Below are 26,572 nucleotides of genomic sequence, written 5' to 3'. Positions count from 1 at the left end.
GAAATGATTGTATGGCAATCAATGCACGCTTAGGGGAGAAATGGTAAAATTTCTATATAAATTCAGATATGTATTCTCCGGGCAGACAGGAGGAGGGTTACAGTATGCCCGAACGTACCCGACTCAGTGTTTCGGGGGTCATCAGCAGATAGGACGCAATGTGCGACAAAGGAGCCCGCTTGATGACTTCGGGCTGATGTTCCATGAGCTGGTTATAGCGCTCGCGTGCAGTCTCAAACCGCCAGGAGTCAGCCTTTATCTGTGAAACAATCAGGGAATATTCCAGAATCTTCCGATAGAACATGTTTATTTCCCATGAGATTTCGGTAAGTGTCAGCAGCTTGTTGTATGGCAGCAGGTATACGACACTCGGTTCGAGTGCCTCAATCATGAGGTGGGTGGGTTCCTGCTTCAAGGTACTTTCTATGCAGATGATGATGCAGCCTTCATAGGAAAAGTGTTCGGTGACGTCTTTACCGTTTTTATAATAGAATTGGCGCAACATGCCTTTTCCTACAAATACGATATTATGGCTTATCTGCCCTTCATTGAGTAATAATGCGCCCTTTTCTACTTCCTTGCGAATGAGGATTTCCTCTATCAACCTTCTTCCCTCGGGGGCCATGCCTGGATAGCGGGAGTTGATAGCGGCATCTACGGTTTCTTTCAATAGTGCATCCATAAAGCCATAATTTGTTTGTTCGAGGGGCAAAGATAAGGTTTTTACGAGAAAAAATCAGCTCCGTATGAAACTTTTGTTTACCCATTTCATGCCATACCAGCGGCGGACGAAAATGAAGCCGCGGATATTCTCGTCCAACAGGAAGGCTACCCACATGCCGCAGATACCCCAGCCGAAGGGGAAGCCGAAAAGGTATCCCACACCTACAGCTACACTCCACTGCACCACCAACCCTACGTAGAAGGGGTAGTTGACATCTCCTGCCGCACGAAGGGCGTTGGTGGCGAAGATGTTGATGGGGCGGCCTATTTCGAGGAGTACATCTATGATAAGGATGGTGGCACCCATACGTATGATGTCGGGGTTGGACGTGAGCCAGCCAAAGATGGCATGCCCCGAAAGGGCGAGGATGCAGGACAGCATGACGGTAATCATGACGGATTTCTTCATGACGTATTTTCCCATAAGGAAGGCTGCGTGAGGTTTCTTCTCGCCTATCAGATGCCCGATACAGATGGCGCCGCCTTGTGCCATGGAGATGCTGAACAGATAAGCGAACATGATGATGTTGACACAATAGGTACGGGTGGCGAGCGCTTCCACTCCCAGCATGTTGATGAAGTAGGTGATGACGACTTGCGACGAGCTGTACGACAATTGTTCGCCGGCAGAGGGCAGGCCTACCTTCATCAGGTTCTTTAGTTCTATCCACGGAAAAGGGCGGAAGTATGCCGGTGGGAAACGGTGGATGTGCTTGCGGAACAGTATGACGAACAGTATAATCATGGAGACACCCCGGCTGAAGGCTGTGGAGATGGCGGCGCCTTCCACGCCCAGTTCCGGAAAGCCGAAGCGGCCGAAGATGAGGGAGTAGTTGCCGATGATATTGAGGATATTGACTACGACGGTGACCATCATCGGGTAGATGGCCTTGTTGGCACTGCGCAGGGAGGCGGAGAGGGTGAGGGATAGTGCCTGGAAGAAGGCGAAAGCGCCTACGATACGCATATAGTCCATGCCGTCCTGCATCAGTTCAGCGGTGAGCCCCATCAGCCGGAGGATGGGATGGGCGCAGGAGAACAGTACCAGGCTGACCGTGATACCTACCGCCAGGTTGACGAGGATGGATACGCCGACTACTTGCACTACTTTCTTGTGTAGTTTCGCACCGAGATACTGGGAACACAGAACGGACGTTCCGAGGTTGATGACTTCGAAAACGAGGAAAGTGAGCATGATAATTTGGTTGACTACCCCTACGGCGGCAACACTGTTGTCCGAGTGGCGGCTCAGCATGATGGTGTCCACCGCACCGAGCATCATGATGAGAAGTGTCTCTATAAAAATGGGGGCGGCCAGCTTGGCAAGCCGCTTTTTTAGGCTTTCTTGTTGTATCATTGTCCGTGTATGTGCACTATACTTTAAAAATCGCGCAAAGATAAGGAAAGGTTGAAAAGGACGGTTTGATATGTATCAAATTTTTTTTCTTGTTTTAGGGTTTGAGTGTTAACGTGTTATCTCAAATTGTATGAAAACGGTGAAAAAAATATGTAGGAAAGATTTGCACAGTCCAAAAGTTTGCCCTACATTTGCACCGCATTTGAAAAGAATGCTGGTTATAAAAAAGGAAGTTTGGGTGAGTGGCTGAAACCACCAGTTTGCTAAACTGACGTACGGGTAACCGTACCGGGGGTTCGAATCCCCCAGCTTCCGCCAGATGCACTCTTAGCTCAGTTGGTAGAGCAACTGACTCTTAATCAGTGGGTCCAGGGTTCGAATCCCTGAGGGTGTACAAGACAAATGCGAGGGTGGGTTCATCTAACGGTTAGGATACATGCCTCTCACGCATGGTATACGAGTTCGATTCTCGTACCCACTACAAAAACAAGAAAGCGGTTGACTGATGAAACGGTTAACCGCTTTTTGTTTTTCATTTTTCTGTTGTAATCCGAAAATAGTTTCTATATTTGCACCCGCTATGGCGAAATGTATATTCTATATCTTGTTAGGGTTGTTCCTCATATCGAAGTTCACTTCCGTTTCTGATGATATGGAGGGATGTAAGACACTCCCTACTGCGGATGTGCATTATTTCTCCGGAGCCCAGCACAGCTTGTCGGGGGCAGATGGCAGACAATGCCAGGAAAAAGGGGAGGACGCGAATTATAATTGCCTGGCAGATGCCGGTTGCATAGGAAATACCTTCTCATTACGGCATGCCTCTTGTTCGAAATTGTTGAGGCTTAATCCGGACTTCATTGCCGCCAAGGTTGCGAGAACCCTGAAAACTCTGCTCCCGGAAGAAAAGACAACTTCTTTCCCCTTTACTTTCCATCCCCATAAGATTTCATATAGATATTATGTATATACGCTGAGGCGTATTCTTATTTAGTACTTTCCCTTCCTCTCTTTCGGGAGCCGGAGAGATTGCCCGTCTCCCCATGCCGAGTTTTTTTCTATTTTTTAAGTACTGATAATCAATATATAATGGATTTTCTATTGGATTTTATTCTCCATATCGATCAGTATATGATTGATATAGTGCAGGAATATCATATGTGGGCGTATGCCATATTGTTTCTGATTATTTTCTGCGAAACGGGGCTGGTGGTCACACCTTTCCTGCCGGGCGATTCCCTGCTTTTTGTGGCGGGAGCTATTGCCGCACTGCCCGACATGCCTCTCGAGGTCAATGTGCTGGCTTTGATATTGTTTGTTGCCGCGGTATTGGGCGACTCTTGCAACTACATGATAGGGCATTTCTTCGGGCAAAGGCTCTTCAATAATCCCGATTCCAGAATATTCAAGCAAAGCCATCTCGACAAGACCCATGAGTTCTATAAGAAGTATGGAGGCAAGACAATTATCATAGCCCGTTTTGTGCCTATCGTCCGTACGTTTGCGCCATTCGTGGCGGGGATGGGTAAGATGCATTACTATTACTTCATGCTGTACAACCTGATTGGGGGTGCCTGCTGGATTGCCATCTTCTGTTATGCGGGTTATTTCTTCGGTGACCTTCCGTTTGTACAAGAGAACCTCAAACTGCTGATTGTGGCCATTATTGTGGTTTCCATACTGCCGGCCGTGGTAGAAGTGCTGCGTGCAAGACTGAAACAACGAAAACAAAAATAAATTAATATACTTAGTACATTTATCCATTATGAAGAATTCTTTTTTTAGCCGGTTCACACCGAAAGAACCGAAATTCTTTCCTTTACTGAAGCAATTGTCTGAGATTTTATTGTCCTCGTCGGCTCTGTTGATAGAAATATTGGGCCATGACTTGCCTGAGAAGAGGGCGGAAGATTATAAACGAATCAAAGATTTGGAGCGCGAGGGCGATAAGCTGACCAATCTGATTCTGGATGAACTGGGCACTACTTTCATTACTCCTTTTGACCGGGAGGATATCCACGACCTGGCTTCGGGCATGGATGATGTGATTGATGGAATAAACAGCTGTGCCAAGCGTATCACTATCTATAATCCGCATCCTATTTCGGACAAGGGGAAAGAGCTGGGACATATGGTTCAACAAGAAGCGGCCCTCATCGGCCAGGCCATGGATGAACTGGAGGCATTCCGCAAGAGTCCGGATAAGCTGCGCGCATATTGCAACCAGATGCATGACATAGAAAACCGGGCAGATGATATTTATGAATTTTTCATCACCAGGCTTTTTGAAGAAGAGAAGGACTGCATTGAACTCATCAAAATCAAGGAGATTATGTATGAGTTGGAAAAAACGACGGACGCAGCCGAACACGTGGGCAAGATTTTGAGGAGCCTGATTGTGAAATACGCATAAACGAACGGACGCATGGAACTATTAGTGATTATCATTGTACTGGCTCTGATATTCGATTATATCAACGGTTTTCATGATGCGGCCAATTCTATTGCCACCATTGTGTCTACCAAAGTGCTTACACCGTTTCAGGCGGTGATATGGGCGGCTTTCTTCAATTTTGTGGCCTTTTTCATCGCCAAGTGTGTCATCGGCGGTTTCGGCATTGCCAACACCGTATCGAAAACGGTGATGGAGCCTTACATTACTTTGCCTATCATTCTGGCCGGCGTGATTGCGGCCATTGCCTGGAATCTGTTCACTTGGTGGAAGGGAATCCCTTCCTCTTCTTCGCACACGCTTATCGGAGGTTTTGCCGGAGCTGCCATCATGGCACACGGTTTTGAGGCCATCCAGTTGAGTATCATTCTGAAGATTGCGGCATTCATTTTTCTGGCTCCCTTGATTGGTATGGTGGTGGCATTCGGTTTTACGTTGTTGGTCTTGTACATTTGCCGCAGGGCGCATCCCCATACGGCCGAGGTGTGGTTCAAGAAACTGCAGCTGGTGTCTTCGGCTTTGTTCAGCATCGGGCACGGTCTGAATGATTCACAGAAGGTAATGGGTATCATTGCTGCGGCTATGATAGCCGGACATTCGGAAGGACTGGGAATGGGGATAAACAGTATTGATGACCTGCCGGACTGGGTGGCATTCTCTTGTTTTACGGCCATTTCACTCGGTACCATGTCCGGCGGGTGGAAGATTGTGAAGACCATGGGGACTAAGATTACGAAGGTGACGCCACTGGAAGGGGTGATTGCGGAAACTGCCGGTGCGTTTACGCTTTATCTGACGGAGTATCTGAAGATTCCGGTAAGTACGACACACACCATTACGGGAGCTATTATCGGAGTAGGGGCCACGAAGCGGCTTTCGGCTGTGCGTTGGGGAGTTACGAAGAGTCTGATGACCGCTTGGGTGCTGACTATCCCCGTCAGTGCTTTGCTGGCAGCAGGGATTTATTGTATCGTATCCCTTTTTTAGAAGTGCTGCCGCATAAAAAATAGACGGGTTCGTTTTATTTTGCATGAGGTTTGCACTATCTTTGCAGCCTGAAACTGTAAAATAGAATGCACATTGGACTGGCTATATAGTTTATTCGTCGAGCACTCCGCCTTGCAGGCGGTTGTGGTACTCTCACTGATTTCCGCTATCGGATTGGGATTGGGGAAGATACATGTTTGCGGCATTTCATTGGGAGTGACGTTTGTATTCTTTGCCGGCATCATTGCCGGGCATTTCGGGTTGTCCATAGACCCGCAGATGCTGAATTATGCGGAAAGCTTCGGGCTGGTGATATTTGTGTATGCTTTGGGTTTGCAGGTGGGACCGGGCTTTTTCAGCTCTTTCCGTAAAGGAGGGGTACAACTGAATATGCTCGCCACGGGTGTAGTGCTTATCGGCACCCTGCTGACTGTACTGGGCAGCTATGGGTTGGGAGTATCCCTGCCGGATATGGTGGGCATACTTTGCGGTGCCACGACAAACACACCGGCACTCGGTGCGGCACAGCAGACATTGAAACAGATGGGATTGGAGTCCAGTACCCCTGCTTTGGGGTGTGCGGTGGCATATCCGCTGGGGGTGGTAGGGGTCATTCTGGCCGTACTGTTCATCCGTAAGACGCTGGCGCATAAGGAAGACCTGGAATTGAAAGAGAAGGATGACGTGAACAAGCCTTACATTGTTGCGTTCCAGGTGCACAATCCTGCCATCTTCAACAAGAGTATCAAGGAAATAGGCGGGCTGAACAGCTATCCGAAGTTCGTGATTTCCCGCTTGTGGCGGGATGGGAATGTGAGTATTCCTACCTCGGAAAAGATTATAAAGGAAGGTGACCGCCTGCTGGTGATTACCTCGGAGAAAAATACGCCGGCTCTGACCGTGCTTTTCGGCGAGCAGGAGCATACTGATTGGAACAAGGAAGATATAGACTGGAATGCCATAGACAGCCAGTTGATTTCGCAACGTATCGTGGTGACGCGCCCGGAGTTGAACGGCAAGAAGCTGGGTTCTCTCCATCTGCGTAATCATTACGGTATCAATATCAGCCGGGTTTATCGTAGCGGCGTGCAGCTGCTGGCCACAGCGGAACTGACCTTGCAATTGGGTGACCGCCTGACCGTAGTGGGCGAAGCCGCTGCTATACAAAATGTGGAGAAGGTGCTGGGCAATGCTGTGAAAAGCCTGAAGGAACCGAACTTGGTGGCGGTATTTATCGGCATTGTCATCGGTCTGGCTTTGGGAGCAATTCCTATTTCCATTCCCGGCATCAGCGCTCCCGTGCGGCTCGGATTGGCAGGAGGCCCTATCATCGTAGGTATTCTTATCGGGACATTCGGTCCGAGGATGCACATGGTGACTTATACTACGCGCAGTGCGAACCTGATGCTCCGTGCATTGGGATTGTCTCTTTACCTGGCTTGCCTGGGACTGGATGCAGGTGCCCATTTCTTCGATACGGTATTCCGGCCGGAAGGGCTGTTATGGATTGCTACGGGTTTTGCGTTGACTGTGGTTCCGGTATTGATTATGGGTATCGTTACCTTCAAGTGGCTGAAGATAGATTTCGGAACAATGGCGGGTATGCTGTGCGGAAGCATGGCAAACCCCATGGCGCTGAACTACGCCAACGACACCATTCCGGGAGACAATCCGTCTGTAGCTTATGCTACGGTTTATCCGCTGTGCATGTTTCTACGGGTAATTATAGCCCAAGTGCTGCTCATGTTCTTCATTAATGGATAATGAAGAATGAGGGATATTATCAACTGTCAATTATCAACTATCAATTAAATAACTATGGGAAATATAACTCCGGAAAGTATTGTCAATGACTTGCGTTATTTGCAATTATTATCACGCAGTTTTCCTACCATTGCTGATGCCAGTACAGAAATCATCAATCTGGAGGCCATTCTGAATCTGCCGAAAGGTACAGAGCATTTTCTGACGGATATTCATGGCGAGTATGAGGCTTTTCAGCATGTGCTGAAGAATGCATCGGGGGCAGTGAAACGTAAGGTGAACGAAATATTCGGGCATACACTGCGCGAAAGTGAGAAGAAGGAAATCTGTACGTTAATTTATTATCCGGAAGAGAAGCTGCAACTTATCAAGGAGCAGGAAACGGACCTGGATGACTGGTATTTGATAACACTGAACCAGTTGGTAAAAGTATGCCAGAACGTTTCGTCCAAATATACCCGTTCGAAAGTACGCAAGGCACTTCCGGCAGAGTTCTCGTATATCATTCAAGAGCTGTTGCACGAATCGAGCATCGAACCTAACAAGCATGCCTATATCAATGTCATAATCAGTACCATTATCTCTACGAAGCGTGCGGATGATTTTATTGTGGCGATGTGCAACCTTATCCAGCGCTTGACCATCGACTCGCTGCATATCGTGGGCGATATATACGACCGCGGACCGGGTGCGCATATTATCATGGATACTCTCTGTGATTATCATAATTTCGACATCCAATGGGGTAACCACGATATTCTGTGGATGGGTGCCGCATCGGGTAATGATGCTTGTATAGCCAACGTAATCCGTATGTCGATGCGCTATGCCAATTTAGCAACGCTGGAGGATGGTTATGGCATCAATCTGTTGCCGCTTGCAACGTTTGCCATGGATACCTATGCGGATGACCCTTGCACCATCTTTGCACCGAAAATGAACTTTGCCGATGCGGAATACAATGAGAAGACCTTGCGGCTGATTACACAGATGCATAAGGCAATTACGGTTATCCAGTTGAAACTGGAAGCGGAAATCATCAGCCGCCGTCCTGAGTTCGGTATGGAGAACCGGAAACTGCTGCATCTGGTGGATTTCGAGCGTGGTGTGTTTGTATACGAAGGCAAGGAATATCCGTTGCGCGATGTGAATTTCCCCACCGTAGACCCGGCGGACCCGTATCGTCTGTCGGACGAAGAGCGCGAACTGATGCACCGGATTCATTCTTCTTTCATGAACAGCGAGAAGATGAAGAAGCACATGCGCTGCTTGTTTACGTATGGCGGCATGTATCTGGTGTGCAACAGTAACCTGCTTTATCATGCTTCCGTGCCTCTGAATGCGGACGGCAGTTTTAAACATGTCCGCATCGGCCAAAAGGAATACTGGGGACGTAAGTTGCTGAAAAAGACCGACCAGCTGATACGTACCGCTTACTTTGACGAGGACGGTTCGGACGAGAAACAGTTTGCACTGGATTATGTCTGGTACATGTGGTGCGGACCGGATGCCCCTTCCTTCGATAAAGACAAGATGGCTACCTTTGAACGCTATTTTGTGGCCGACAAAACATTGCATAAGGAGACGAAAGGGCATTACTATGCTTTGCGCAACGAGGCTGAGGTGTGTGACCGCATTCTTGAAGAGTTCGGCGTGAAGCCGGGGCCACATTCGCATATCATCAACGGACATGTACCGGTAAAGACCATTAAAGGTGAGAAACCCATCAAAGCGGATGGTAAGCTGCTGGTGATTGACGGTGGTTTTTCAAAAGCCTATCAGCCGGAAACGGGAATTGCGGGATATACGCTGGTATATCATTCCCACGGCTTGCAGTTGGTGCAGCATGAGCCGTTCCAGAGCCGTCAGAAAGCCATTGAAGAAGGACAAGACATCAAGTCTACAACCCTGGTTGTCGAATTCAATTCGCAGCGTATGATGGTGAAGGATACGGATAAAGGAAGTGAACTCGTTACGCAGATTCAGGATTTGATGAAACTGCTGGTGGCGTATAGGACGGGGCTGATTAAGGAGAAACAATAATTTATAATTTCAGTATCGTCACCCCGCCCTCTACAATGATGCCTTTGTCATAGGTTTTCCCTTGGGTGTAGTAGCGGCTGCCGCCATAACCGCCGGTGAGGAATATGCCAAAGCGGTCGGTCAGGTGGTATTCCAGATTGACACGTGCCTGGAGGGCATAGAGACGTGCCGGAATGCCGTAGTCCTTGTTCTTGAAGGTTTCTATATGTTGGTATCCCAGATCTCCGCTGATGAACAGCTGTTTGTAGAGCGGTAATTCAAGACCGGCACGGTAGAAGAGGGCAGCGGAAAACTTATCGCCAAAATCCAGATAATGGGTACCGCCACCGAGGATGGTATAGAAGAGCCGGTTCTTGAAACGGGCACCTACATTCAGCTTGGTGGCATTACCACCGAAAAACATCAGTTGAACTTTTGTTTGGGGATTGGCATTGACTAATCCCAATTGGAAACCATCTAATTTTTCTTTGTAGTAGTTGAATAGACCTATTTGAAGCCCTTTGGCACGTATGGCCATATTGGCAGCGCCTATTTGTAATCCTCGGGCTGTACCACCCACCACATTGCCCAGGCCGGAAACCTGAACACCGGTCATATCTCCGGCGGTGATGTTGGTAAGGGCGGACATCTGCATGCCATTCAAGTCTTCACCGATTACACTTAGCAGGCCGGCCCCTGAAAATCCTTTGAAATTTCCACCGGAAATATTGGCGAGTCCGGCAAAGTGTATGCCGGAAGCACCTTCTCCGCTGATATTCAACAGGCCGCCTATGGAGGCGCCACGATTATAGTCCCCACTGATGTTTGCCAGACCGGAAATGATGACGCCTTGCGCATGGTTTCCGGTGATACCTACCAGTCCCGAAACGGATACTCCGATAAGGTTGTTGCCATTGATGTTGGTAATTCCTGCTATCTGCATGCCTCGCATGCTTCCCCCCACCATATTTGACAGACCTGCCATCTGTACACCGTTCACATCCCTGCCGGTTACACTGCCAAGAATATTCATGCCGAGGCCATTCAGACGGTTCATGGAGGAGAACACACCCAGATTGAAGCAGGTGCTTCCTATGGTATCAGTCCGCTGTGTGGAGATGTTTTTCCATAAGGAGATATTGATACCTACCGGGCCATGGTCTGTTCGTGGAGAGCGTTGTTTCCGGAAAGATTTCTCGGAGGATTTCTGAATCGTATCCGGCTGTACGCTGCCCGGATTATGTTCTTGGGCAAGAGCTGTCCCTGCAAAAAGCAGGGACACAAGGAGGAGGGAAAGGTTTCGTTTCATACTTTTTTCTATATTTCGTCCGGCCAGGGAGCTGGTTGGCGGGTGGCACGCAACAGAGGGCGCTGCGCATCCACAGACCGGAGGTAATTACTTAATTTCCGTGACAACTCTTTGACAACTTCAGGCTTCTCTCGGGCCATATCATGTTTTTCACTGATGTCGGCGGGGATGTTGAAAAGTTCCCGTCTACCGTCACCGAAATAATACACCAGCTTCCACTCGCCCGAACGGATGGAGCAAGTGGCTCCGATGCCCGGGCCGGAAGGACCCCAGCTATTGGGATAATGCCAGTAGATATCACGGTCTTTCATTTTACCTTTTCCGGTGAGCAATGGCATGAAACTGATGCCGTCGCGTTGCTGTACGGTTGTATAGTTGTCTACGCCTGCCATCTCAAGGATGGTGGGGAAGAAGTCCTCTATCATCAGGTAATGGTCGCATTGGGTTTGGGGCGCTACGATGCCCGGCCAGCGGACAATCATCGGTTCACGTATGCCTCCTTCGTAGGCGGAACCTTTACCACTGTTGAGCGGATAGTTCTGGACATGCAGTTGTCCGGCGCGGGTATGGGCCGCCAAACCGCCATTGTCGGACATGAAGATGAGGATAGTGTTTTCCGTCAGGTTGTTCTTGTCCAGATAATCCATAATGTCTCCCAGACTTTTGTCCATACCCTCAATGAGAGTAGCATAGGCAGCTTCTACCGGAGGAAGGCCTTTGTCCAGGTACTTCTGGTAGAAACGCATGTCAGGTTGTATAGGGGTATGGATGGCATAGTGTGCCATGTACAGAAAGAATGGCTTGTCAGTCTGCTGTGCATCGTCCAGGGCCTTCATGGCCTCTATGGTAAGGGCTTCACTTAGGAAAGTGTCGGTTCCATGATATTTCTCCAGACCGGGTACGGCAGCCAGCGGGCTTTTACCGTCTGTTTTGTTGCCGAAATTCTCCTTGCCATAGTAGCTGGCAGGTGAACCGGCAGCATGTCCGGCTATGTTCACTTCAAACCCCATTTTCAACGGGTCGGCTCCGGGAGTGCCTTCAGCACCGAAGTGGGCTTTTCCGCAATGAATGGTGTGATAGCCATGGTCTTTGAGCACTTCGGCCAGGGAGGTGACTTGTGTGGTCCGTTCCACGCCAGGCTCTTGACAAATGCCGTTAACGTTCCATTCCGGATAAATCATGACCGAGTCGGGTTGTTCATGGGTAGTGTTCTTGCGGAGGGTCCAACTGGTGACTCGATGCCTGGCAGCATTCATTCCCGTAAAAAGGCTGACACGCGTAGGTGAACTGATGCTGCATGCATAGGCCTGCGTAAACATTTTGCCTTGTGTAGCCATCCGTTCCATGTTGGGAGTATGGTACGTATCGTTGTACTTGGTACGCTGTGTCCAAAAGGGGAGGGACGTGTCTTGCCATCCCATGTCATCCACTAGGAACAGAATGATGTTTGGCTGCTCTTTTGGAGCAGGTACGGCATCCCCAGGCGGCATGCCATACGCTTCTCCCGCCATTCCGCATATCGGAAGCATGGCGGATAATAATAATTCGTTTCTCATTTAGATAATAATTTAGAAAGGGTTAGATAGGTTGTAGTTTAATTGTTTTTTTACATTATCCTTTGGCCTCCTGATACAAGAAGCGTTTGATAGATTTCTTCGGCGTTTTTTCAAATTCTTCAGGATAGATTTTCATTTTGAATATCTGGCTGTATGCGGGCAGTTCTGCATTCAGTGCCACACGGTTTTCCTCCATGACGCGTTCGATGTCGTCATTGTTCAGCCCATGGGCAAAGGCATCATCGAAGTCGGGGTAAACCAGACCTACCAGTTTCTCATTCTGCTGCACGATGATGCTTTCGGCTACATACGGCATATTGTTCAGTTTGTCTTCTATCTCTTCCGGGTAGATATTCTGACCGCTCGGACCAAGGAGCATGTTCTTGCTGCGTCCCTTGATGCTTACGTTGCCTTCGGCATCCATCAGGGCAAGGTCTCCGGTGTGCAGCCAGCCGTCTTTGTCGAGTACCTGTACGGTGGCCTCGTCGTTCTTGTAGTAACCCAGCATGACATTGGGACCACGGCAGACAATCTCTCCCGGAATGTTTTCGGGATCGGATGATAGGATTTTCACCTCCATACGCGGTGCGGCCTTTCCGCAAGAACCGGGTTTGAAGCGGGTCCAATCCTCGTAACAGATGATGGGGCCGCATTCCGTCATTCCATAGCCTACCGTATAGGGGAAATCTATCATCTTTAAGAACTGCTCCACTTCCTGGTTGAAGGCAGCTCCTCCTACAATGATTTCTGCAAAGTTTCCGCCAAAGGCTTGAATCATTTGTTCGCGTACGGTCGCCTTTATCTTGTCATTGATGATGGGTACTTTCAGCAACAGCTTCATGGCAGGAGTTTCCAGCTTGGGCAGTACGCTCTTCTTTATAATCTTTTCGATAATGAGCGGAACAGCCACAATCAGGTTAGGCTTCACTTCGGTGAAAGCCTGGAAAATGATTTTGGGGCTGGGCATACGAGTGAGGAAGAATATGTGGCAACCTACGGCGAATTCATACAGAAACTCGAATGCAAGTCCGTACATATGTGCCATTGGCAGCATGGAGACAATCTTGTCACCGGCTTTCAGCGGCAATACTTCGAAAGCAAAAGTGGTGTTTGACCAAAGGCTGCGGTAGGGCAGCATCACTCCTTTGGAGTAACTGGTGGTGCCGGATGTATAGTTGATGACCGCCAGTTCGTCGGGCTGGTCCTTGTGATAACTGACATGCTCCTTGCGGAAGTTCTTGGGGTATTTCTTACCGAACATTTCGTTGAGATGTTCGCGGGCATAGTCCAACTTTTCGCTACGGGAGACAAGAATGTAGAAGTCTGCCATCATCATGATGCCCTCCAGCAGCGGCATGGCACTTTCGTTGAGGTTTTCCCAAACCTGGTCGCCTACGAAAAGCAGTTTGGCTTCGGAATGGTTCACGATGTTGTGTACATTGTCTGCCTTGAACTCGTGAAGGATGGGGACGATTACCGCACCGTAGGTCAATGTTGCGAGGAACGTTACGCCCCAGTGGGAACTGTTGCGGCCACAGACGGCAATCTTATCGCCTTTCTTGATGCCGCTTGCCTCGAAAATGATATGCAGCTTTTCTATTTTGCGGGCTACGTCCTTATATTGTAGGGTTGCTCCCTTATAGTCGGTCAGAGCGTCTAAATCCCAATTTTCCTTTATGCTATTCTCTATATAGGCGATAAAACTTTGTTCCATGATATTAATTGCACATTTGGTTGAAAATTGTGCAAATATAAGGGTTTATATATAGAAAGCAAACTTTTATAGGGAAAATAGTTTTTATGGCGGCTATTTGCTAAAACTCGACAGTTATACCTAAAGTAGGCAGGATAGTGCCGCTTTCCTGCTTGAGGTATTTCATTTTATAGCGCTGTTCGGTAACAGGAGCAGACGGATTTTCGATGATGCCCGTACTCATTATCACATCCGGTTGCTTCAGTTTGTTGCCGGTGATATTCTGTATGTCCAGATAGATTCCTATCATGCAGTGATGGAAGTAGAAGGACTTGTCCACACGCAAGTCTAACTGGGCAAAGTTGGGAAGTCGCCCGGTATTATAGTACGCATAGTCGTAGTAGGGCTGTCCTTTGGCATCCCATGCTTCTACGAGTGATGATTTGTCTTCATCATAGGGAGTGTAGGGGCTGCCGCCTATATAGCTTAGCTTGCCTCCTATGCTCCAGCGCCGGGGCAGGTTGTATGTACCGCTCATGTTGAGTATGAAACGGTTGTCCCAGGCAGATGGAATGAAGTCTCCATCTGGGCGGTTGCGGTATTCGCTGCGGTATAAGGTGAAGGAGGATACGAGATTGAACTTGCCGGATGCCTGCCAGCGGAACATGGTTTCCAGTCCGTAGGCCCTGCCGCTGGCTGTAGGGACGAGTGCTTCGTTGCCGGTGACACCGTAATCGTTTCCTTTGCATGCCAACGGAATGTTGTCTTGAAGGGAAAGTGGCATACGGCTGTAACGCTTGAAGAAACCTTCTGCAGAAACCATGAACCGGTCTTGCAGGTGCCAGTCCACACCGAGGCTGCTTTCAAAGACCTGCATGTACTTCAGGTTTTTGTTGAGATATTGCCCTTCATTGTCTTTATATCCCAAAGCGGTGTAGGGAGGCAATTGGTGGTAGAGGCCGGTACTTCCGCTCAGGGTCCATTGTTCCGAGAGTTTGTAGGATGCAGAGAGGCGTGGGGAGAACTGTTTCCATAGCTGCCGCATCTTTCGGTTGTAAGTGTTGCCATCCATACGGATACCGGCAGAAAGGGCCAGACGCTTGTCGGCGGTGGTATAGTTGGAAGAGAAGAAAGCCCCCCAGCCGAAGATGTTGAGTGAGGTTTCGTAGATGGAAAGCGTACCCGAATGACTGCCGTATAGTCTTTGCCTGCTGTGGTTTGTATAGATGGAGTTGTTCAGTTCTGCTCCTTCTTTTAGGGTCCATGCTCCCAAGCGCGTTTGGTTTTCGAAACGCAGGGTGGTCTTTTGTTCTGTGGAGCGTAGGCGCAGGGTCAGGTTGTCTTCGGAAGAGTCATCGTTGTTGCGGTATTTCAGATTGCGGTTGTTCAGGTAGTTATGGCTCAGTATAAGGGATTGTACGTGCCTTCCATTGTAGTGTCTGTAAGAGGCTCCGAAAGTGAATGTTTCCTGATGGATAGTGGGGAGATAGCTGAGCAGATATTCGGCATCTTCTCCTTTTTCATCGGTATTCAGTTTCATCTTGTCAATGCCTGCAAGACCAAGCAGGGTCAGCTCGCTGTGCTCGTTGAAACGGGTTTTTGTTTTGAATTGTCCGTCAATGAAATTGGGCAGGAAGGGCAGTCCCAAAGCCTTGAACAAAAGTTGCAGGTAGGACTGGCGTGCGGAGAACAGATAAGTGGTGCGCTGCCCCAGATGGCCTGCTCCGCTGAGCGAGACTTCCGATGCGCCGATGGTGGCTTTGAACGCCTGCTTGTCCGGATTTCCGTCCTTGAGGCGGAAGTCGAGGACGGAACTCAAGGCTCCGGAGCGGTTGGCGGGGAAGGCGCCCGTATAAAATGTAATCTCGCGTATCAGGTCGGCATTGACAATACTTACCGGTCCTCCGGATGCACCCTGAGTGGCAAAGTGGTTGATGTTGGGGATTTCGATGCCATCCATATAAAAGCGGTTTTCGGAAGGAGAACCGCCCCGAACAATCAAGTCGTTGCGATAGCCGATGGGAGAGAAAGAGACGCCGGGATAGGAGCGTACGATGCGCGAAACATCCCGGTTGGCTCCGGGACTTTTCTCTATTTCCTGCAAGCCGATGATACGCATGCTGACCGGGCTTTCGATATTTCGCCGGAAGGGGGAAGGCACCACCACTACTGTGTTCAGCAGATTGGCATCCTCTTCCATCTCTATCTCGATGAACGGGGTTGAGGCTGAAACGATATATTCGGGGGTGGAAACAGTCTGGTATCCTATGCAGGATGCCTCAAGGCTATAAATGCCCGGAGGTACCTGCTCTATCTTGAATGTGCCGAGTGAATCGGTGGATACCCCTTTCCCGGGGATGCCGGCAACGAAAACGTTGGCGTAGGCCACGGGTTGTCTGGACTGTCTGTCGATGACTTTGCCGCGAACGGAATAGGTCACGGGAGCTATCATGGCATTCATGGTTGGGCTGATACCTGATAAAAGTATCAGCAATATAAACAATACAGTTCCCACCTTGTACCGTATGGCATTCATGGCTAATCAGACGTCACTAATTACTTTCCCAAGTACCATCGGTACATGCGTTGCACACCTTCCTCGATATCAATCTTATGATGCCATCCCAATGCATGTAACTTACCGGGATCGGTCAGTTTGCGCATGGTGCCGTCGGGTTTGGAAGTGTCGAAGGTCAACCGGCCCTGATAGCCTACGGTGTTGACAATCAGCTCTGCCAACTGGCGGATAGTGATTTCCTTGCCCGTACCGATATTGATGTGACAGTTGCGGATTTCCTTGTCGCCCGGCTTGAAGGTATCTTTGAAGTCGACGTGTTCCATGACGAAGACGCTGGCATCTGCCATCTCCTCGCTCCAGAGGAATTCGCGCAAGGGGGTGCCGGTACCCCATAATCTCACTTCTTCTTCGCTGATGCCGTATTTCCGGAGGATATTCAGAATGTCCTCTTTGCTGCTGTCGCCGTTGATGCCTTCCACCGGACGCAGGTTCATGTCGTGGCGTACGGCATCCCAGTCGCCTTGTTTCAGGCAGTGGGCGAGGTGTATCTTGCGTATCATGGCAGGGAGCACGTGGCTGCGTTCCAGGTCGAAGTTGTCGTTGGGACCGTAAAGGTTGGTGGGCATCACGGCAATGTAGTTCGTACTGTATTGAAGATTGAAGCTTTCGCACATTTTCAGTCCGGCTATTTTGGCGATGGCATAGGGTTCGTTCGTGTATTCCAGCGGAGAAGTGAGGAGTGCGTCTTCTTTCATCGGCTGTTCGGCATCACGGGGATAGATGCAGGTGCTGCCCAGAAAGAGAAGTTTTTTCACTCCGTGGCGGAAGCTTTCGCCGATGACGTTCTGCTGTATCTGCAAGTTCTTGTAGATGAAGTCGGCACGGTAGATACTGTTGGCCATGATGCCACCCACAAAGGCGGCGGCAAGGAATACATATTCGGGCTGTTCCTCGTCGAAGAAGCGGCGTACGGCAACTCCGTCGAGCAGATCGAGTTCTGTGTGGGTCTTGCCGATGAGATTGGTGTATCCTTTCTCCTCAAGATTTTTCCAGATGGCAGAACCTACCAGTCCCCGGTGGCCTGCTACATATATTTTGGCATTTTTGTCTAACATTGTTGTCTGAAAGTTTAATAGTTCATTCAAAGCTCTTTGCTTCTTAAATACAGTTTCTTCACAAATTTCATGTCGTGCTCTGCCATGATGCGTACCAACTCTTCAAAACTGGTCTGCCTCGGATTCCATCCCAGCAGTGTTTTTGCTTTGGTGGGGTCGCCCAGCAATTGTTCCACTTCGGCAGGCCGGAAATATTTGGGGTCGACTTCCACGAGGACTTTTCCGGTCTGTGTGTCGATACCCTTCTCATCCACTCCCTGGCCTTCCCAGCACAGAGTGATGCCTACCTCCCGGAATGCCAGTGTCGCAAATTCGCGTACGGTATGCATTTCTCCGGTGGCAATGACGAAGTCTTCGGGGGTGTCGTGCTGCAGGATGAGCCACATGCACTCGATGTAGTCTTTGGCATATCCCCAGTCGCGCCGGGCATCCAGATTGCCCAGATACAGCTTGTCCTGGAAGCCTTGGGCGATGCGGGCAGCCGCCAGTGTGATTTTTCTTGTCACGAAGGTTTCACCTCGGCGTTCGCTCTCGTGGTTGAAGAGTATGCCGTTTACAGCAAACATGCCATAGCTTTCGCGGTAGTTCTTTGTAATCCAAAAGCCATACTGTTTGGCTACGCCATAGGGGCTGCGGGGATAGAACGGGGTCGTTTCGCTTTGCGGCACTTCCTGCACTTTTCCGAAGAGCTCGGAAGTGGAGGCCTGGTAGATGCGTGTCTTCTTTTCCATACCGAGAATGCGTACGGCTTCGAGCATGCGCAGGGTGCCTACGGCATCGGTTTCGGCGGTATATTCGGGCACGTCGAAGGATACTTTGACATGGCTTTGGGCGGCAAGGTTATATATTTCGTCCGGCTGCACACTCTGGATGATACGGATGAGAGAGCTGGAGTCTGTCATGTCTCCATAGTGCAGGTTAATGGTACGTTTCTGTTTCATGTCGCGTACCCACTCATCGAAGTAGAGGTGTTCGATGCGGCCGGTGTTGAAAGAGGAAGAGCGACGCAGGATACCGTGCACTTCATATCCTTTCTGCAGGAGGAATTCGGCAAGGAACGAGCCGTCCTGCCCGGTAATGCCGGAGATAAGGGCTTTCTTCATAATGTATGCTTCTTGTTATTATGTCTTTTCGGACTGCAATATTCGTTATTTTCCACGAGATAGCAAAATATAAACTATTTCTTTCCCATCACTTTGTCGATAATCAGTGCGATTGCCCCGTCGCCCGTCACATTGCAGGCAGTACCGAAGCTGTCCATCGCTATGTATAGTGCAATCATCAGCGCTTGTGCCGACTCGTCGAAGCCCAGCATGGATTGCAGGATGCCCAGTGATGCCATGATGGCGCCTCCCGGTACCCCGGGAGCGGCTACCATAGTGATGCCCAGCATGAAGATAAATCCTGCAAATAGAGGGAAATCATGGGGCATGCCTTGCATTATCATCAGTGCCAGGGCGCATGCCACAATCTTCAATGTGCTGCCCGACAGATGGATGGTGGCGCAAAGTGGGATGACGAATCCGGCAATATCGGCAGAGACGCCGTTCTTCCGACTTTGCTCCAATGTTACAGGGATAGTGGCGGCACTGGATTGAGTGCCTAGAGCCGTGAAGTAGGCAGGCATCATTCGTCCCAGTAGTTTGAGAGGGTTCTTGCGGACAAACAGTGCCGCAATGCTGTATTGGAATACCAGGAGAAAGATGTGAAGCAGGAAGATTACACCGATAATCTTAATAAAGACCATCAGGATGCCGAATACTTGTCCACTGTGCGTCATGTTGAGGAAAATGCCGAAAATATAGATGGGAAGCAGCGGCAATATCACTGCACTGATCATGCGGATGACAATCTCTTGAAAATCGCGTGCCGCATTTTTCAGTACCTCACTTTTCAGATGAGCCAGGCCCAGCCCCAGTGTGAAGGCAAGTACGAGTGCGGTCATAACATTCATCAAGGGCGGGATACCCACGGAAAAATAGGGAAGAATGCCTTGAGACTCACTGACTTCTTCTAACGGCACCCCGGTTTCTATGAGGGAAGGAAATACCGCCATACCGGTGAAATAGGAGAGAAAGCCGGAGAATAAGGTAGCTCCGTAAGCAATGAGCGCCGTGACGACCAGCATCCGTCCGGCTCCTTTGCCGATGTCGGCAATGGCAATCGTGACCAGTCCCACAATGATGAGGGGGATGGAGAAGTTCAGGAATTCACTGAAAATGGCATTGAATGTTACGAACAGCCGTACCAGCGAAGCCGGTAGGAAATTTCCGAAAAGTATACCTAAGATAATGGCAATGATGATGCGTGGCAATAGTCCGATGTGGAAGTTCTTCATGAGCATTGGTTTTCTGTCTGGTTGAAAAATAGGCTTTCGCTGACAAAAGTACTATTTTATTTTCGTAATTCATACGAACAAATGCTGTTAGCATTTTGTTTCCATATAAAGACAAAATTTACATGAATATGAAGAATTTAAATAAAACAGACATTGGACTTATCGGTCTGGCAGTTATGGGCGAGAATTTGGCCCTCAATATGGCAGATAAGGGATGGAATGTTTCGGTATATAATCGTACGGTTCCGGGAGTGGAAGAAGGGGTGGTGGAACGTTTTGTGAACGGCCGCGCCAAAGGGAAAAAAATTGAAGGCTATACAGATATAGCCGAATTTGTAACTTCCATTGCCATACCCCGCAAAATAATGATGATGGTTCGTGCCGGCAGTGCGGTGGATGAACTGATGGAACAGCTGTTTCCCCATTTGTCCGAAGGGGATATCCTGATTGACGGTGGTAATTCCAATTATGAGGACACCAACCGGCGTGTGGCATTGGCCGAAAAGAAAGGCTTCCGTTTTGTGGGAGCTGGAGTTTCCGGTGGAGAGGAAGGAGCGCTGAACGGCGCGTCTATCATGCCCGGAGGATCTGAAAGTGCCTGGCCTGAGGTGAAGCCTATCCTGCAGAGTATTGCGGCAAAAGCATCTGACGGTACTCCGTGCTGCCAGTGGATTGGTCCTGCCGGTTCCGGTCATTTCGTCAAGATGATACATAACGGTATCGAATATGGAGATATGCAGCTTATTGCCGAAGCTTATTGGGTGATGAAGAATCTGCTTGGTCTGGACAATGGACAGATGGCAGAAATCTTTGCTGATTGGAATGAGGGTAAGTTGCGTAGCTATCTCATTGAAATTACCGCCAACATACTGCGTCATAAGGACAAATCAGGAGGTTACCTGATAGATAAGATATTGGATACCGCCGGACAGAAAGGTACGGGCAAGTGGTCCGTTATCAATGCGATGGAGCTGGGCATGCCGTTGGGGCTGATTGCTACGGCTGTGTTCGAACGTAGTTTGTCGGCACAGAAGGGCTTGCGTGAAACGGCTTCCAAGCAATTTGTATGCCGACGCTCGCAGGCGGTGTACAACAAGTCGGAGATGGTGAAGGATATCTATTCCGCACTCTATGCTTCCAAATTAGTGTCATATGCTCAGGGATTCGCCGTGTTGCAGCGTGCATCCGACGCTTTTGCCTGGAACCTCGATTTGGCATCCATCGCACGCATGTGGCGGGGCGGCTGCATCATCCGTAGTATTTTCCTGAACGACATAGCTACGGCTTTCGAGGCAAAAGACAAGCCCAAACATCTGCTGTTGGCTCCTTATTTCAAAAATGAAATGCAGCTGTTGCTTTCCGGCTGGAAACATCTGGTGGCACAATCCATGAAAGAGGAACTTCCGGTGCCTGCATTCTCGTCCGCCTTGAATTATTTCTATTCGCTGGTGTCTGCCAAGTTGCCTGCCAATATGATTCAGGCGCAACGTGACTATTTTGGTGCGCATACCTTTGAAAGGACAGACGAGTTGCGTGGACAGTTTTTCCATGAAAATTGGACGGGACACGGAGGAGATACGAAATCGGGTACGTACAATGTGTGAGAAAGGGGGAGAAGATGATGAATAAATTAGTGATTGTTATATTCGGCGCTTCGGGTGACTTGACGAAGCGCAAACTGATGCCGGCGCTCTATACTTTATATAGTGGCGGGCGGTTGCCGGAAGGATTCTCCATTCTGGGGATAGGACGCACCGAGTATACGGATGCCCGTTACCAAGAATATATAATGAGTGAATTGAGTAAGTTCGTAGCTTCCAAAGAGCAGGTGGAAGATAAAATGAGGGATTTTTGCAGCCATCTGCATTACCAGACATTGGATCCCGCCGAGGTTGAAGGCTATCATCTGCTGGACGGACGTTTACAAGAGTTTACCGGTGAGCAGAAACCGGACAACCTGCTGTTCTATCTGGCTACTCCACCTTCCTTGTACGGTGTCATTCCCTTGCACTTGAAGGCGGCCGGTCTGAACCGTCCTGATACGCGTATCATCGTTGAAAAGCCGTTCGGTTACGATTTGGAGTCAGCCAGAAAGCTGAATAGCATTTATGCTTCCGTTTTCAAGGAGCATCAGATTTACCGCATCGACCATTTTTTGGGTAAGGAAACGGCGCAGAACATTCTCGCCTTCCGTTTTGCCAACGGAATCTTCGAACCGCTATGGAACCGTAATTATATAGACTATGTGGAGATTACAGCCGTAGAGAATCTGGGTATCGAAGGACGTGGCGGATTCTATGAAGGTGCCGGAGCCCTGCGCGATATGGTACAAAACCACCTCATACAGCTTGTGGCGCTCACTGCATTGGAACCGCCTGCCGTTTTCAATGCCGATAATTTCCGCAACGAGGTGGTGAAGGTCTATGAGTCATTGGCCCCCTTGACAGAGGAGGATTTGGAGGAACACATTGTCCGCGGACAATATACGGCTTCGGGCTCGAAAGCCGGGTATAGGGAAGAGAAGAACGTGGCACCTGATTCGCGTACCGAAACGTATATTGCCATGAAAATCGGTATTAACAACTGGCGGTGGAAGGGTGTTCCTTTCTATATCCGTACCGGCAAACAAATGCCGACAAAGGTGACTGAGATTGTTGTACATTTCCGTGAGACGCCCCATCAGATGTTCCGTTGCGAGGGTGGACATTGTCCCCGCGCGAATAAGCTGATTCTCCGCCTGCAACCCAATGAAGGTATTGTGCTGAAATTCGGCATGAAGACTCCCGGACCCGGATTTGACGTGAAGCAGGTGATGATGGACTTCAGTTATGACCAGTTGGGCGGGTTGCCTACCGGCGATGCCTATGCCCGTCTGATAGAGGACTGCATACAAGGTGACCCTACACTCTTTACCCGCAGCGACGCGGTAGAGGCTTCATGGCGCTTTTTCGATCCCGTGTTGCGTTATTGGAAAGAGCATACGGATGCTCCTTTATATGGGTATCCCGTAGGTACGTGGGGACCTTTGGAAAGTGAAGCGATGATGCACGAACATGGTGCTGAGTGGACTAATCCGTGTAAGAATTTGACTAATACAGATGAATATTGCGAGTTATGAAAAGTTATGTTTACCATTCGGCTACAGCTACGGCACATGCGTTGATTGAACATTTGATTGCGATGATGGAGCGTGAGCCGGAAAAGACCTTTTATTTTGCATTCAGTGGGGGAAGTACTCCTTCGCTGATGTTTGACATTTGGGCCAACGAGTACAAGGAGGTGACTCCTTGGATGCGGATGCGGATTTATTGGGTGGATGAACGGTGTGTGCCGGCAGAGGATTATGAGAGCAATTATGGTACCATGCGCCGTTTGCTGTTGGATGAAGTAGGCATGCCCGATGAATACGTTTATCCTATTTATGGAGTGAACCGCCCGGAGATTGAAGCAAAGAACTATTCGACGCTGGTTTGCCGCACGGTTCCGCTTTGGGGTGGCTTCCCGGCCTTCGATGTCGTTTTGCTCGGTGCTGGAGACGACGGGCATACCTCCTCTATCTTTCCGGGGCAGGAATATCTGCTTTCTTCCTTTCATCCTTATGAGGTGAGTGTCAATCCCTATAATGGGCAGAAACGCATAGCCATGACCGGCTGCCTTTTGTTTGCTGCGAAGAATCTTATTTTCTTTGTTACCGGCAAGAATAAGGCGGATGTGGTCCGCGATATTCTTGATTCCGGGGATACCGGTCCGGCAGCTTATGTGGCCCACCATGCCGAGCGTGTGGAATTGTTCCTCGATGCTCAGGCCAATGGCGGGAAAATGTCTACTTAGATGTACCGCTCTCCAGAATGCTTACGATGGAGAATAATGTAAAGCAGATGCCTCCCAAACCTGCCAGTACGCGTGCAGGGACAAAATAGGCATTGTGCAGGCTTGCCATCTCAAACAGAAAGGCGGAGAGAAACAGACAAGCCAGGGCCGTGAAGACCGGAATCAGCGGGATGCGGTTGGCCAGCTTGAAAGTGTTCCGCCAGATGGCGGCAAGTAGTATGACTTTGCTGGAAATGCTGTAGCATACCAGTCCCAGGCCTATCATAATATATCCTGTGGAGGAGAGTGCCGGATTGCTGTTGGCCAAGACCAGAAGTCCCCAGAGAATGCTTATGCTGCCCATTATCAAAACAAGGGCCGGCCATTGTTTCCGTTCAGACTTTGTATAGTTGTTGCGTATCTGGCGGACGATGGTTGCAACCAGCGCCACCAAGCTGGAACAGATACAAGCAAGTCCTGCCATGACATGGCCTGCTACATAATATGCATTGTGCTCGCTGCTTTTTGACAATAGCCAGAAGGCCCATATCCATGCCATTACTGCCATAAGGGTGGCAACTGCTATCAGGATATATCCCTGGGAGGAATTGAATGCATCGGCAGGTTGTAGCTGGTCGGTACGTTCCGAGTTGGCGGGAATGAGGGTGAAGCGGGTGGAGGCTGTGGCTGTGGTAGCTACACAAGCTGTGATGAAACCGACTCCGCAAATCACGTGTCCTGCCACGAAATTGCTTGCCGTGGCAGCTTCGTGCATATAATTCCAACCATAGATTACTGTGAGTACGGCTGCCAGGTAACCAATAACCGGAAGTGCGTATCTGGCTATCGGATTGTAGGTATGAATAATTTGTCTAATGATTGTTGCCGCTGTGGCGAACAAGGCAATGCAAATCATCCCTAAGGAAAATACTACCGGACCGGCCACAAATTTTGCCGAATCCAGTCCTTCGTGGAGCACAAAGGCTCCGTAGCCGAAACAGAAAAGGGCCATCAACAAGGGTATAGCCCTGAAAAGAATACTGATACCGTAATTCATAACAGTTGTTTTTAGAGTTTCCCCTTCAAACAGCGTTTCTGTGGCTTTGTTCCTCCTTTTAAGATTTATTTGTGATGAGAAGTGTTTCCCTGTCCGTATTTAGGGAGCCAGCCTCTCCTTTTTCCAGCTGCCATCCGCTTGTTGGGAATAGAGGAAACGGTCGTGTAGCCTGCTTTCCCGTCCTTGTCAGAATTCAAAACGGAAAGGGGTGACGGCAAAACCTCCCCAGTTGTCGGGACGTTTGATACTTTGCCCTATCCATGTTGCCGCTTCGCGGACGAACGCGCGCATTATCTCCATACGGCTGCCGATGACGTGACTTTGGGGTGAAATCCTCGCCCCGATTTTACTTTTGTAAGGCCTGCTTGCAAAATAGGCGTCAGAATCGGCAGGAGCGCATCTTTCAGCTTTTCCTTCAATGTGTATTTGCCTTTCCAGTTTGTGCCATACGAAAGATAAGGATATATACGGATTTGCAGTCAGTTGCCGGCCTTTTCTGCTTTCGTAGTTGGTGAAGAAGATGAAACGGCCATTTTCCACCCCTTTCAGCAACACTGTGCGTGTAGAAGGATGCCCGTCTGTCGAGACTGTAGCTACCGTCATGGCGGTGGGCTCGTACTCATCACTATGGATAGCATCGTTCAGCCAATGGTCGAATTGCTCAAAGGGATTGTCGTTGAGGTTACCCGGTGTCAGCCTGCCTTTCTTATATTCTCTTCTGATGTCAAAGAGTTGTGATTTCATTATCGTGTGGTTTTATCAGGAGTGATATATTGTTTTTCTATGTAACAGTCTGAGAGGGCTGAATGTTTTTGTTTTTCTGTGGAAAGAAAAATATGGAAGAAGGAAATGGCTGTGTTGATACTTAAAAAAATGGGGGTGTGTCAAAATTCACCACAGATTACACGGATTAACACAGAATGAGCTTAATCTACTGATAATCAAAGATGCTTATCTGTGCAAATCTGTGTAATCTGTGGTGAATACCAGTTTTGACACGCCCTCGGATATTGGAGATTACCTTATGAAGACAAGTGGAAAGTGGACACTGGCATGTCTGCTATTGTAATTTAAACATTACGGGAACTGTGAATTTACAACGGACCGGTTTGCCTCGTTGCTCACCGGGTTTCCATTTGGGCATGGTGGAAATCACACGGATAGCTTCTTTGTCCAGATAGGGATCTACGCCTCTTACTACTTTTACATCTACGATGCTGCCGTCTTTGTTGACAACGAATTGTACTATTACGCGCCCCTGGGTTCCGGTCTCTTGTGCAATAGTCGGGTATTTTATACTCTTACCCAGATATTGCATCAGACTCATGCCATTATAAGAAAACTCGGGATTCTTCTCTACAACTTCAAAAATCTCATCCTCTACCGGAATCTCTTCATCTACGGTTGGAGATATGGTTTTGATGATTACAGCTTCACCGATTTCTTCGGAAGAGGCAATGGCTGTTTCTTTCACATTGTCATTATCATCCACAATTGTCAATACCTCGGCAATTGCAGGAGCTTGAGGGGGTGGTGGAGCTACTAATTCGGGTTGCTCCGTGATAGGAATTTCAATTTCCTGCTCAAATACGTTCTCGGTAATAGCACCGCTCATGTCAATCCTAACATCACGCTTCGACCATTCAAATGCAACGAACATGAAGACCAGCACAATTACATAACCTACAAGTAGCCAACTTGACTTCTTGTTTTCCAGGCTTGCTTTGGATGTTTTCTTGATTTCCATAATTTACAAGATTATTACCGTATAATGGTTGTCGCGAAACTAACATTATACAGATGTGATTAGTAAAATCATAAAACATGCGTGCCCACTTGTTTCTGTATTAAAGATAAGAAAATGAATGTTA

Annotated in this window: 20 protein-coding genes, 3 tRNA genes and 1 pseudogene; 12 read left to right on the top strand and 12 right to left on the bottom strand. The window is 48.9% G+C overall.

All coding sequences use genetic code 11. The features are described 5' to 3' along the window. Positions 1-97: 97 nt before the first annotated feature. On the bottom strand, positions 98-682 hold the full coding sequence (locus ACESTD_RS07490) for a Crp/Fnr family transcriptional regulator (protein ID WP_005828036.1): 585 nt from the start codon (positions 680-682) through the stop codon (positions 98-100). Positions 683-736: 54 nt separating this feature from the next. After that, positions 737-2,080: an MATE family efflux transporter gene (locus ACESTD_RS07485; protein WP_005836251.1), complete on the bottom strand. Its 1,344-nt coding sequence runs from the start codon at positions 2,078-2,080 to the stop codon at positions 737-739. Between the two features lie 228 nt (positions 2,081-2,308). Between ACESTD_RS07485 and ACESTD_RS07480 the strand changes: the two genes are divergently transcribed. The 9 genes from ACESTD_RS07480 (at position 2,309) to ACESTD_RS07440 (ending at position 9,326) form a co-directional block, all read left to right on the top strand. Further along, positions 2,309-2,398: transfer RNA gene (locus ACESTD_RS07480), tRNA-Ser, on the top strand. A gap of 3 nt (positions 2,399-2,401) precedes the next feature. After that, positions 2,402-2,474, top strand: a tRNA-Lys gene (locus ACESTD_RS07475). A gap of 15 nt (positions 2,475-2,489) precedes the next feature. After that, a tRNA-Glu gene (locus tag ACESTD_RS07470) sits at positions 2,490-2,561 on the top strand. A 99-nt stretch (positions 2,562-2,660) separates the two neighbouring features. Then, positions 2,661-3,074 (top strand): hypothetical protein, encoded by a 414-nt coding sequence (locus tag ACESTD_RS07465; RefSeq protein ID WP_005828038.1) that lies wholly within the window; start codon positions 2,661-2,663, stop codon positions 3,072-3,074. A gap of 95 nt (positions 3,075-3,169) precedes the next feature. Next, positions 3,170-3,817 (top strand): DedA family protein, encoded by a 648-nt coding sequence (locus tag ACESTD_RS07460; protein ID WP_005828039.1) that lies wholly within the window; start codon positions 3,170-3,172, stop codon positions 3,815-3,817. A 28-nt stretch (positions 3,818-3,845) separates the two neighbouring features. Further along, positions 3,846-4,493 carry a DUF47 domain-containing protein gene (locus ACESTD_RS07455; RefSeq protein ID WP_195288693.1) on the top strand — a complete coding sequence of 216 codons (648 nt, stop codon included), beginning with the start codon at positions 3,846-3,848 and terminating at the stop codon, positions 4,491-4,493. Between the two features lie 12 nt (positions 4,494-4,505). Further along, complete coding sequence (locus ACESTD_RS07450) at positions 4,506-5,519, top strand: inorganic phosphate transporter (RefSeq protein WP_005828041.1); 1,014 nt, start codon at positions 4,506-4,508, stop codon at positions 5,517-5,519. 93 nt (positions 5,520-5,612) lie between these two features. Continuing rightward, the gene (locus ACESTD_RS07445; protein ID WP_005828042.1) at positions 5,613-7,283 is read left to right on the top strand and encodes a putative transporter; all 1,671 of its coding nucleotides are present in this window, start codon (positions 5,613-5,615) and stop codon (positions 7,281-7,283) included. Positions 7,284-7,337: 54 nt separating this feature from the next. Beyond that, the gene (locus ACESTD_RS07440; protein ID WP_005828043.1) at positions 7,338-9,326 is read left to right on the top strand and encodes a fructose-1,6-bisphosphatase; all 1,989 of its coding nucleotides are present in this window, start codon (positions 7,338-7,340) and stop codon (positions 9,324-9,326) included. Between the two features lies 1 nt (position 9,327). Here ACESTD_RS07440 and ACESTD_RS07435 read toward each other — a convergent pair whose 3' ends face one another. From ACESTD_RS07435 to ACESTD_RS07405, 7 genes are all read right to left on the bottom strand, one after another. Continuing rightward, the gene (locus ACESTD_RS07435) at positions 9,328-10,614 is read right to left on the bottom strand and encodes an LA_2272 family surface repeat-containing protein (protein ID WP_005836256.1); all 1,287 of its coding nucleotides are present in this window, start codon (positions 10,612-10,614) and stop codon (positions 9,328-9,330) included. An 8-nt stretch (positions 10,615-10,622) separates the two neighbouring features. Then, positions 10,623-12,170: a sulfatase gene (locus ACESTD_RS07430; protein ID WP_005828045.1), complete on the bottom strand. Its 1,548-nt coding sequence runs from the start codon at positions 12,168-12,170 to the stop codon at positions 10,623-10,625. 55 nt (positions 12,171-12,225) lie between these two features. After that, the gene (locus tag ACESTD_RS07425) at positions 12,226-13,884 is read right to left on the bottom strand and encodes a long-chain fatty acid--CoA ligase (RefSeq protein WP_005828046.1); all 1,659 of its coding nucleotides are present in this window, start codon (positions 13,882-13,884) and stop codon (positions 12,226-12,228) included. A gap of 100 nt (positions 13,885-13,984) precedes the next feature. Beyond that, complete coding sequence (locus ACESTD_RS07420; RefSeq protein WP_005836257.1) at positions 13,985-16,399, bottom strand: TonB-dependent receptor; 2,415 nt, start codon at positions 16,397-16,399, stop codon at positions 13,985-13,987. Between the two features lie 20 nt (positions 16,400-16,419). Next, positions 16,420-17,496, bottom strand: a complete 1,077-nt coding sequence (locus ACESTD_RS07415; protein WP_005836259.1) for a GDP-L-fucose synthase — start codon at positions 17,494-17,496, stop codon at positions 16,420-16,422. 26 nt (positions 17,497-17,522) lie between these two features. Then, positions 17,523-18,599: a GDP-mannose 4,6-dehydratase gene (gmd, locus tag ACESTD_RS07410; protein WP_005836261.1), complete on the bottom strand. Its 1,077-nt coding sequence runs from the start codon at positions 18,597-18,599 to the stop codon at positions 17,523-17,525. A gap of 74 nt (positions 18,600-18,673) precedes the next feature. Then, positions 18,674-19,834: a dicarboxylate/amino acid:cation symporter gene (locus ACESTD_RS07405; RefSeq protein ID WP_005837656.1), complete on the bottom strand. Its 1,161-nt coding sequence runs from the start codon at positions 19,832-19,834 to the stop codon at positions 18,674-18,676. A gap of 128 nt (positions 19,835-19,962) precedes the next feature. Here ACESTD_RS07405 and gnd point away from each other — a divergent pair, with 128 nt between their 5' ends. The 3 genes from gnd to pgl are packed head-to-tail and all read left to right on the top strand — an operon-like array spanning position 19,963 to position 23,665. Further along, on the top strand, positions 19,963-21,438 hold the full coding sequence (gnd, locus tag ACESTD_RS07400; RefSeq protein WP_034523384.1) for a decarboxylating NADP(+)-dependent phosphogluconate dehydrogenase: 1,476 nt from the start codon (positions 19,963-19,965) through the stop codon (positions 21,436-21,438). Positions 21,439-21,455: 17 nt separating this feature from the next. Continuing rightward, positions 21,456-22,952, top strand: a complete 1,497-nt coding sequence (gene zwf / locus ACESTD_RS07395; protein WP_034525610.1) for a glucose-6-phosphate dehydrogenase — start codon at positions 21,456-21,458, stop codon at positions 22,950-22,952. After that, the gene (pgl, locus tag ACESTD_RS07390; protein WP_005828055.1) at positions 22,949-23,665 is read left to right on the top strand and encodes a 6-phosphogluconolactonase; all 717 of its coding nucleotides are present in this window, start codon (positions 22,949-22,951) and stop codon (positions 23,663-23,665) included. The genes zwf and pgl overlap by 4 nt, the downstream gene beginning before the upstream one ends. On the opposite strand, the gene ACESTD_RS07385 is transcribed toward pgl, so the two are convergent. The 3 genes and pseudogenes from ACESTD_RS07385 to ACESTD_RS07375 form a co-directional block, all read right to left on the bottom strand. After that, on the bottom strand, positions 23,658-24,701 hold the full coding sequence (locus tag ACESTD_RS07385; protein ID WP_005828056.1) for a DUF2776 family protein: 1,044 nt from the start codon (positions 24,699-24,701) through the stop codon (positions 23,658-23,660). The genes pgl and ACESTD_RS07385 overlap by 8 nt on opposite strands. A 99-nt stretch (positions 24,702-24,800) precedes the next feature. Further along, a pseudogene (pdxH, locus tag ACESTD_RS07380) lies at positions 24,801-25,445 on the bottom strand (pyridoxamine 5'-phosphate oxidase). A 316-nt stretch (positions 25,446-25,761) separates the two neighbouring features. Then, positions 25,762-26,448, bottom strand: coding sequence for an energy transducer TonB (locus tag ACESTD_RS07375; RefSeq protein ID WP_009036874.1), 687 nt, complete (start codon positions 26,446-26,448; stop codon positions 25,762-25,764). Between the last annotated feature and the right edge of the window lie 124 nt (positions 26,449-26,572).

The organism is Bacteroides sp. AR20 (assembly GCF_964250605.1).
Taxonomy (GTDB): domain Bacteria; phylum Bacteroidota; class Bacteroidia; order Bacteroidales; family Bacteroidaceae; genus Bacteroides; species Bacteroides uniformis.
This window is presented reverse-complemented; position numbering and strand designations above follow the sequence as displayed.

Bases quoted from the DNA above. Each gene is read 5' to 3' on its own strand.
- ACESTD_RS07490 (WP_005828036.1), bottom strand. From the start codon at position 682: ATGGATGCACTATTGAAAGAAACCGTAGATGCCGCTATCAACTCCCGC.
- ACESTD_RS07485 (WP_005836251.1), bottom strand. From the start codon at position 2,080: ATGATACAACAAGAAAGCCTAAAAAAGCGGCTTGCCAAGCTGGCCGCC.
- ACESTD_RS07465 (WP_005828038.1), top strand. From the start codon at position 2,661: ATGGCGAAATGTATATTCTATATCTTGTTAGGGTTGTTCCTCATATCG.
- ACESTD_RS07460 (WP_005828039.1), top strand. From the start codon at position 3,170: ATGGATTTTCTATTGGATTTTATTCTCCATATCGATCAGTATATGATT.
- ACESTD_RS07455 (WP_195288693.1), top strand. From the start codon at position 3,846: ATGAAGAATTCTTTTTTTAGCCGGTTCACACCGAAAGAACCGAAATTC.
- ACESTD_RS07450 (WP_005828041.1), top strand. From the start codon at position 4,506: ATGGAACTATTAGTGATTATCATTGTACTGGCTCTGATATTCGATTAT.
- ACESTD_RS07440 (WP_005828043.1), top strand. From the start codon at position 7,338: ATGGGAAATATAACTCCGGAAAGTATTGTCAATGACTTGCGTTATTTG.
- ACESTD_RS07435 (WP_005836256.1), bottom strand. From the start codon at position 10,614: ATGAAACGAAACCTTTCCCTCCTCCTTGTGTCCCTGCTTTTTGCAGGG.
- ACESTD_RS07430 (WP_005828045.1), bottom strand. From the start codon at position 12,170: ATGAGAAACGAATTATTATTATCCGCCATGCTTCCGATATGCGGAATG.
- ACESTD_RS07425 (WP_005828046.1), bottom strand. From the start codon at position 13,884: ATGGAACAAAGTTTTATCGCCTATATAGAGAATAGCATAAAGGAAAAT.
- ACESTD_RS07420 (WP_005836257.1), bottom strand. From the start codon at position 16,399: ATGAATGCCATACGGTACAAGGTGGGAACTGTATTGTTTATATTGCTG.
- ACESTD_RS07415 (WP_005836259.1), bottom strand. From the start codon at position 17,496: ATGTTAGACAAAAATGCCAAAATATATGTAGCAGGCCACCGGGGACTG.
- gmd (WP_005836261.1), bottom strand. From the start codon at position 18,599: ATGAAGAAAGCCCTTATCTCCGGCATTACCGGGCAGGACGGCTCGTTC.
- ACESTD_RS07405 (WP_005837656.1), bottom strand. From the start codon at position 19,834: ATGAAGAACTTCCACATCGGACTATTGCCACGCATCATCATTGCCATT.
- gnd (WP_034523384.1), top strand. From the start codon at position 19,963: ATGAAGAATTTAAATAAAACAGACATTGGACTTATCGGTCTGGCAGTT.
- zwf (WP_034525610.1), top strand. From the start codon at position 21,456: ATGAATAAATTAGTGATTGTTATATTCGGCGCTTCGGGTGACTTGACG.
- pgl (WP_005828055.1), top strand. From the start codon at position 22,949: ATGAAAAGTTATGTTTACCATTCGGCTACAGCTACGGCACATGCGTTG.
- ACESTD_RS07385 (WP_005828056.1), bottom strand. From the start codon at position 24,701: ATGAATTACGGTATCAGTATTCTTTTCAGGGCTATACCCTTGTTGATG.
- ACESTD_RS07375 (WP_009036874.1), bottom strand. From the start codon at position 26,448: ATGGAAATCAAGAAAACATCCAAAGCAAGCCTGGAAAACAAGAAGTCA.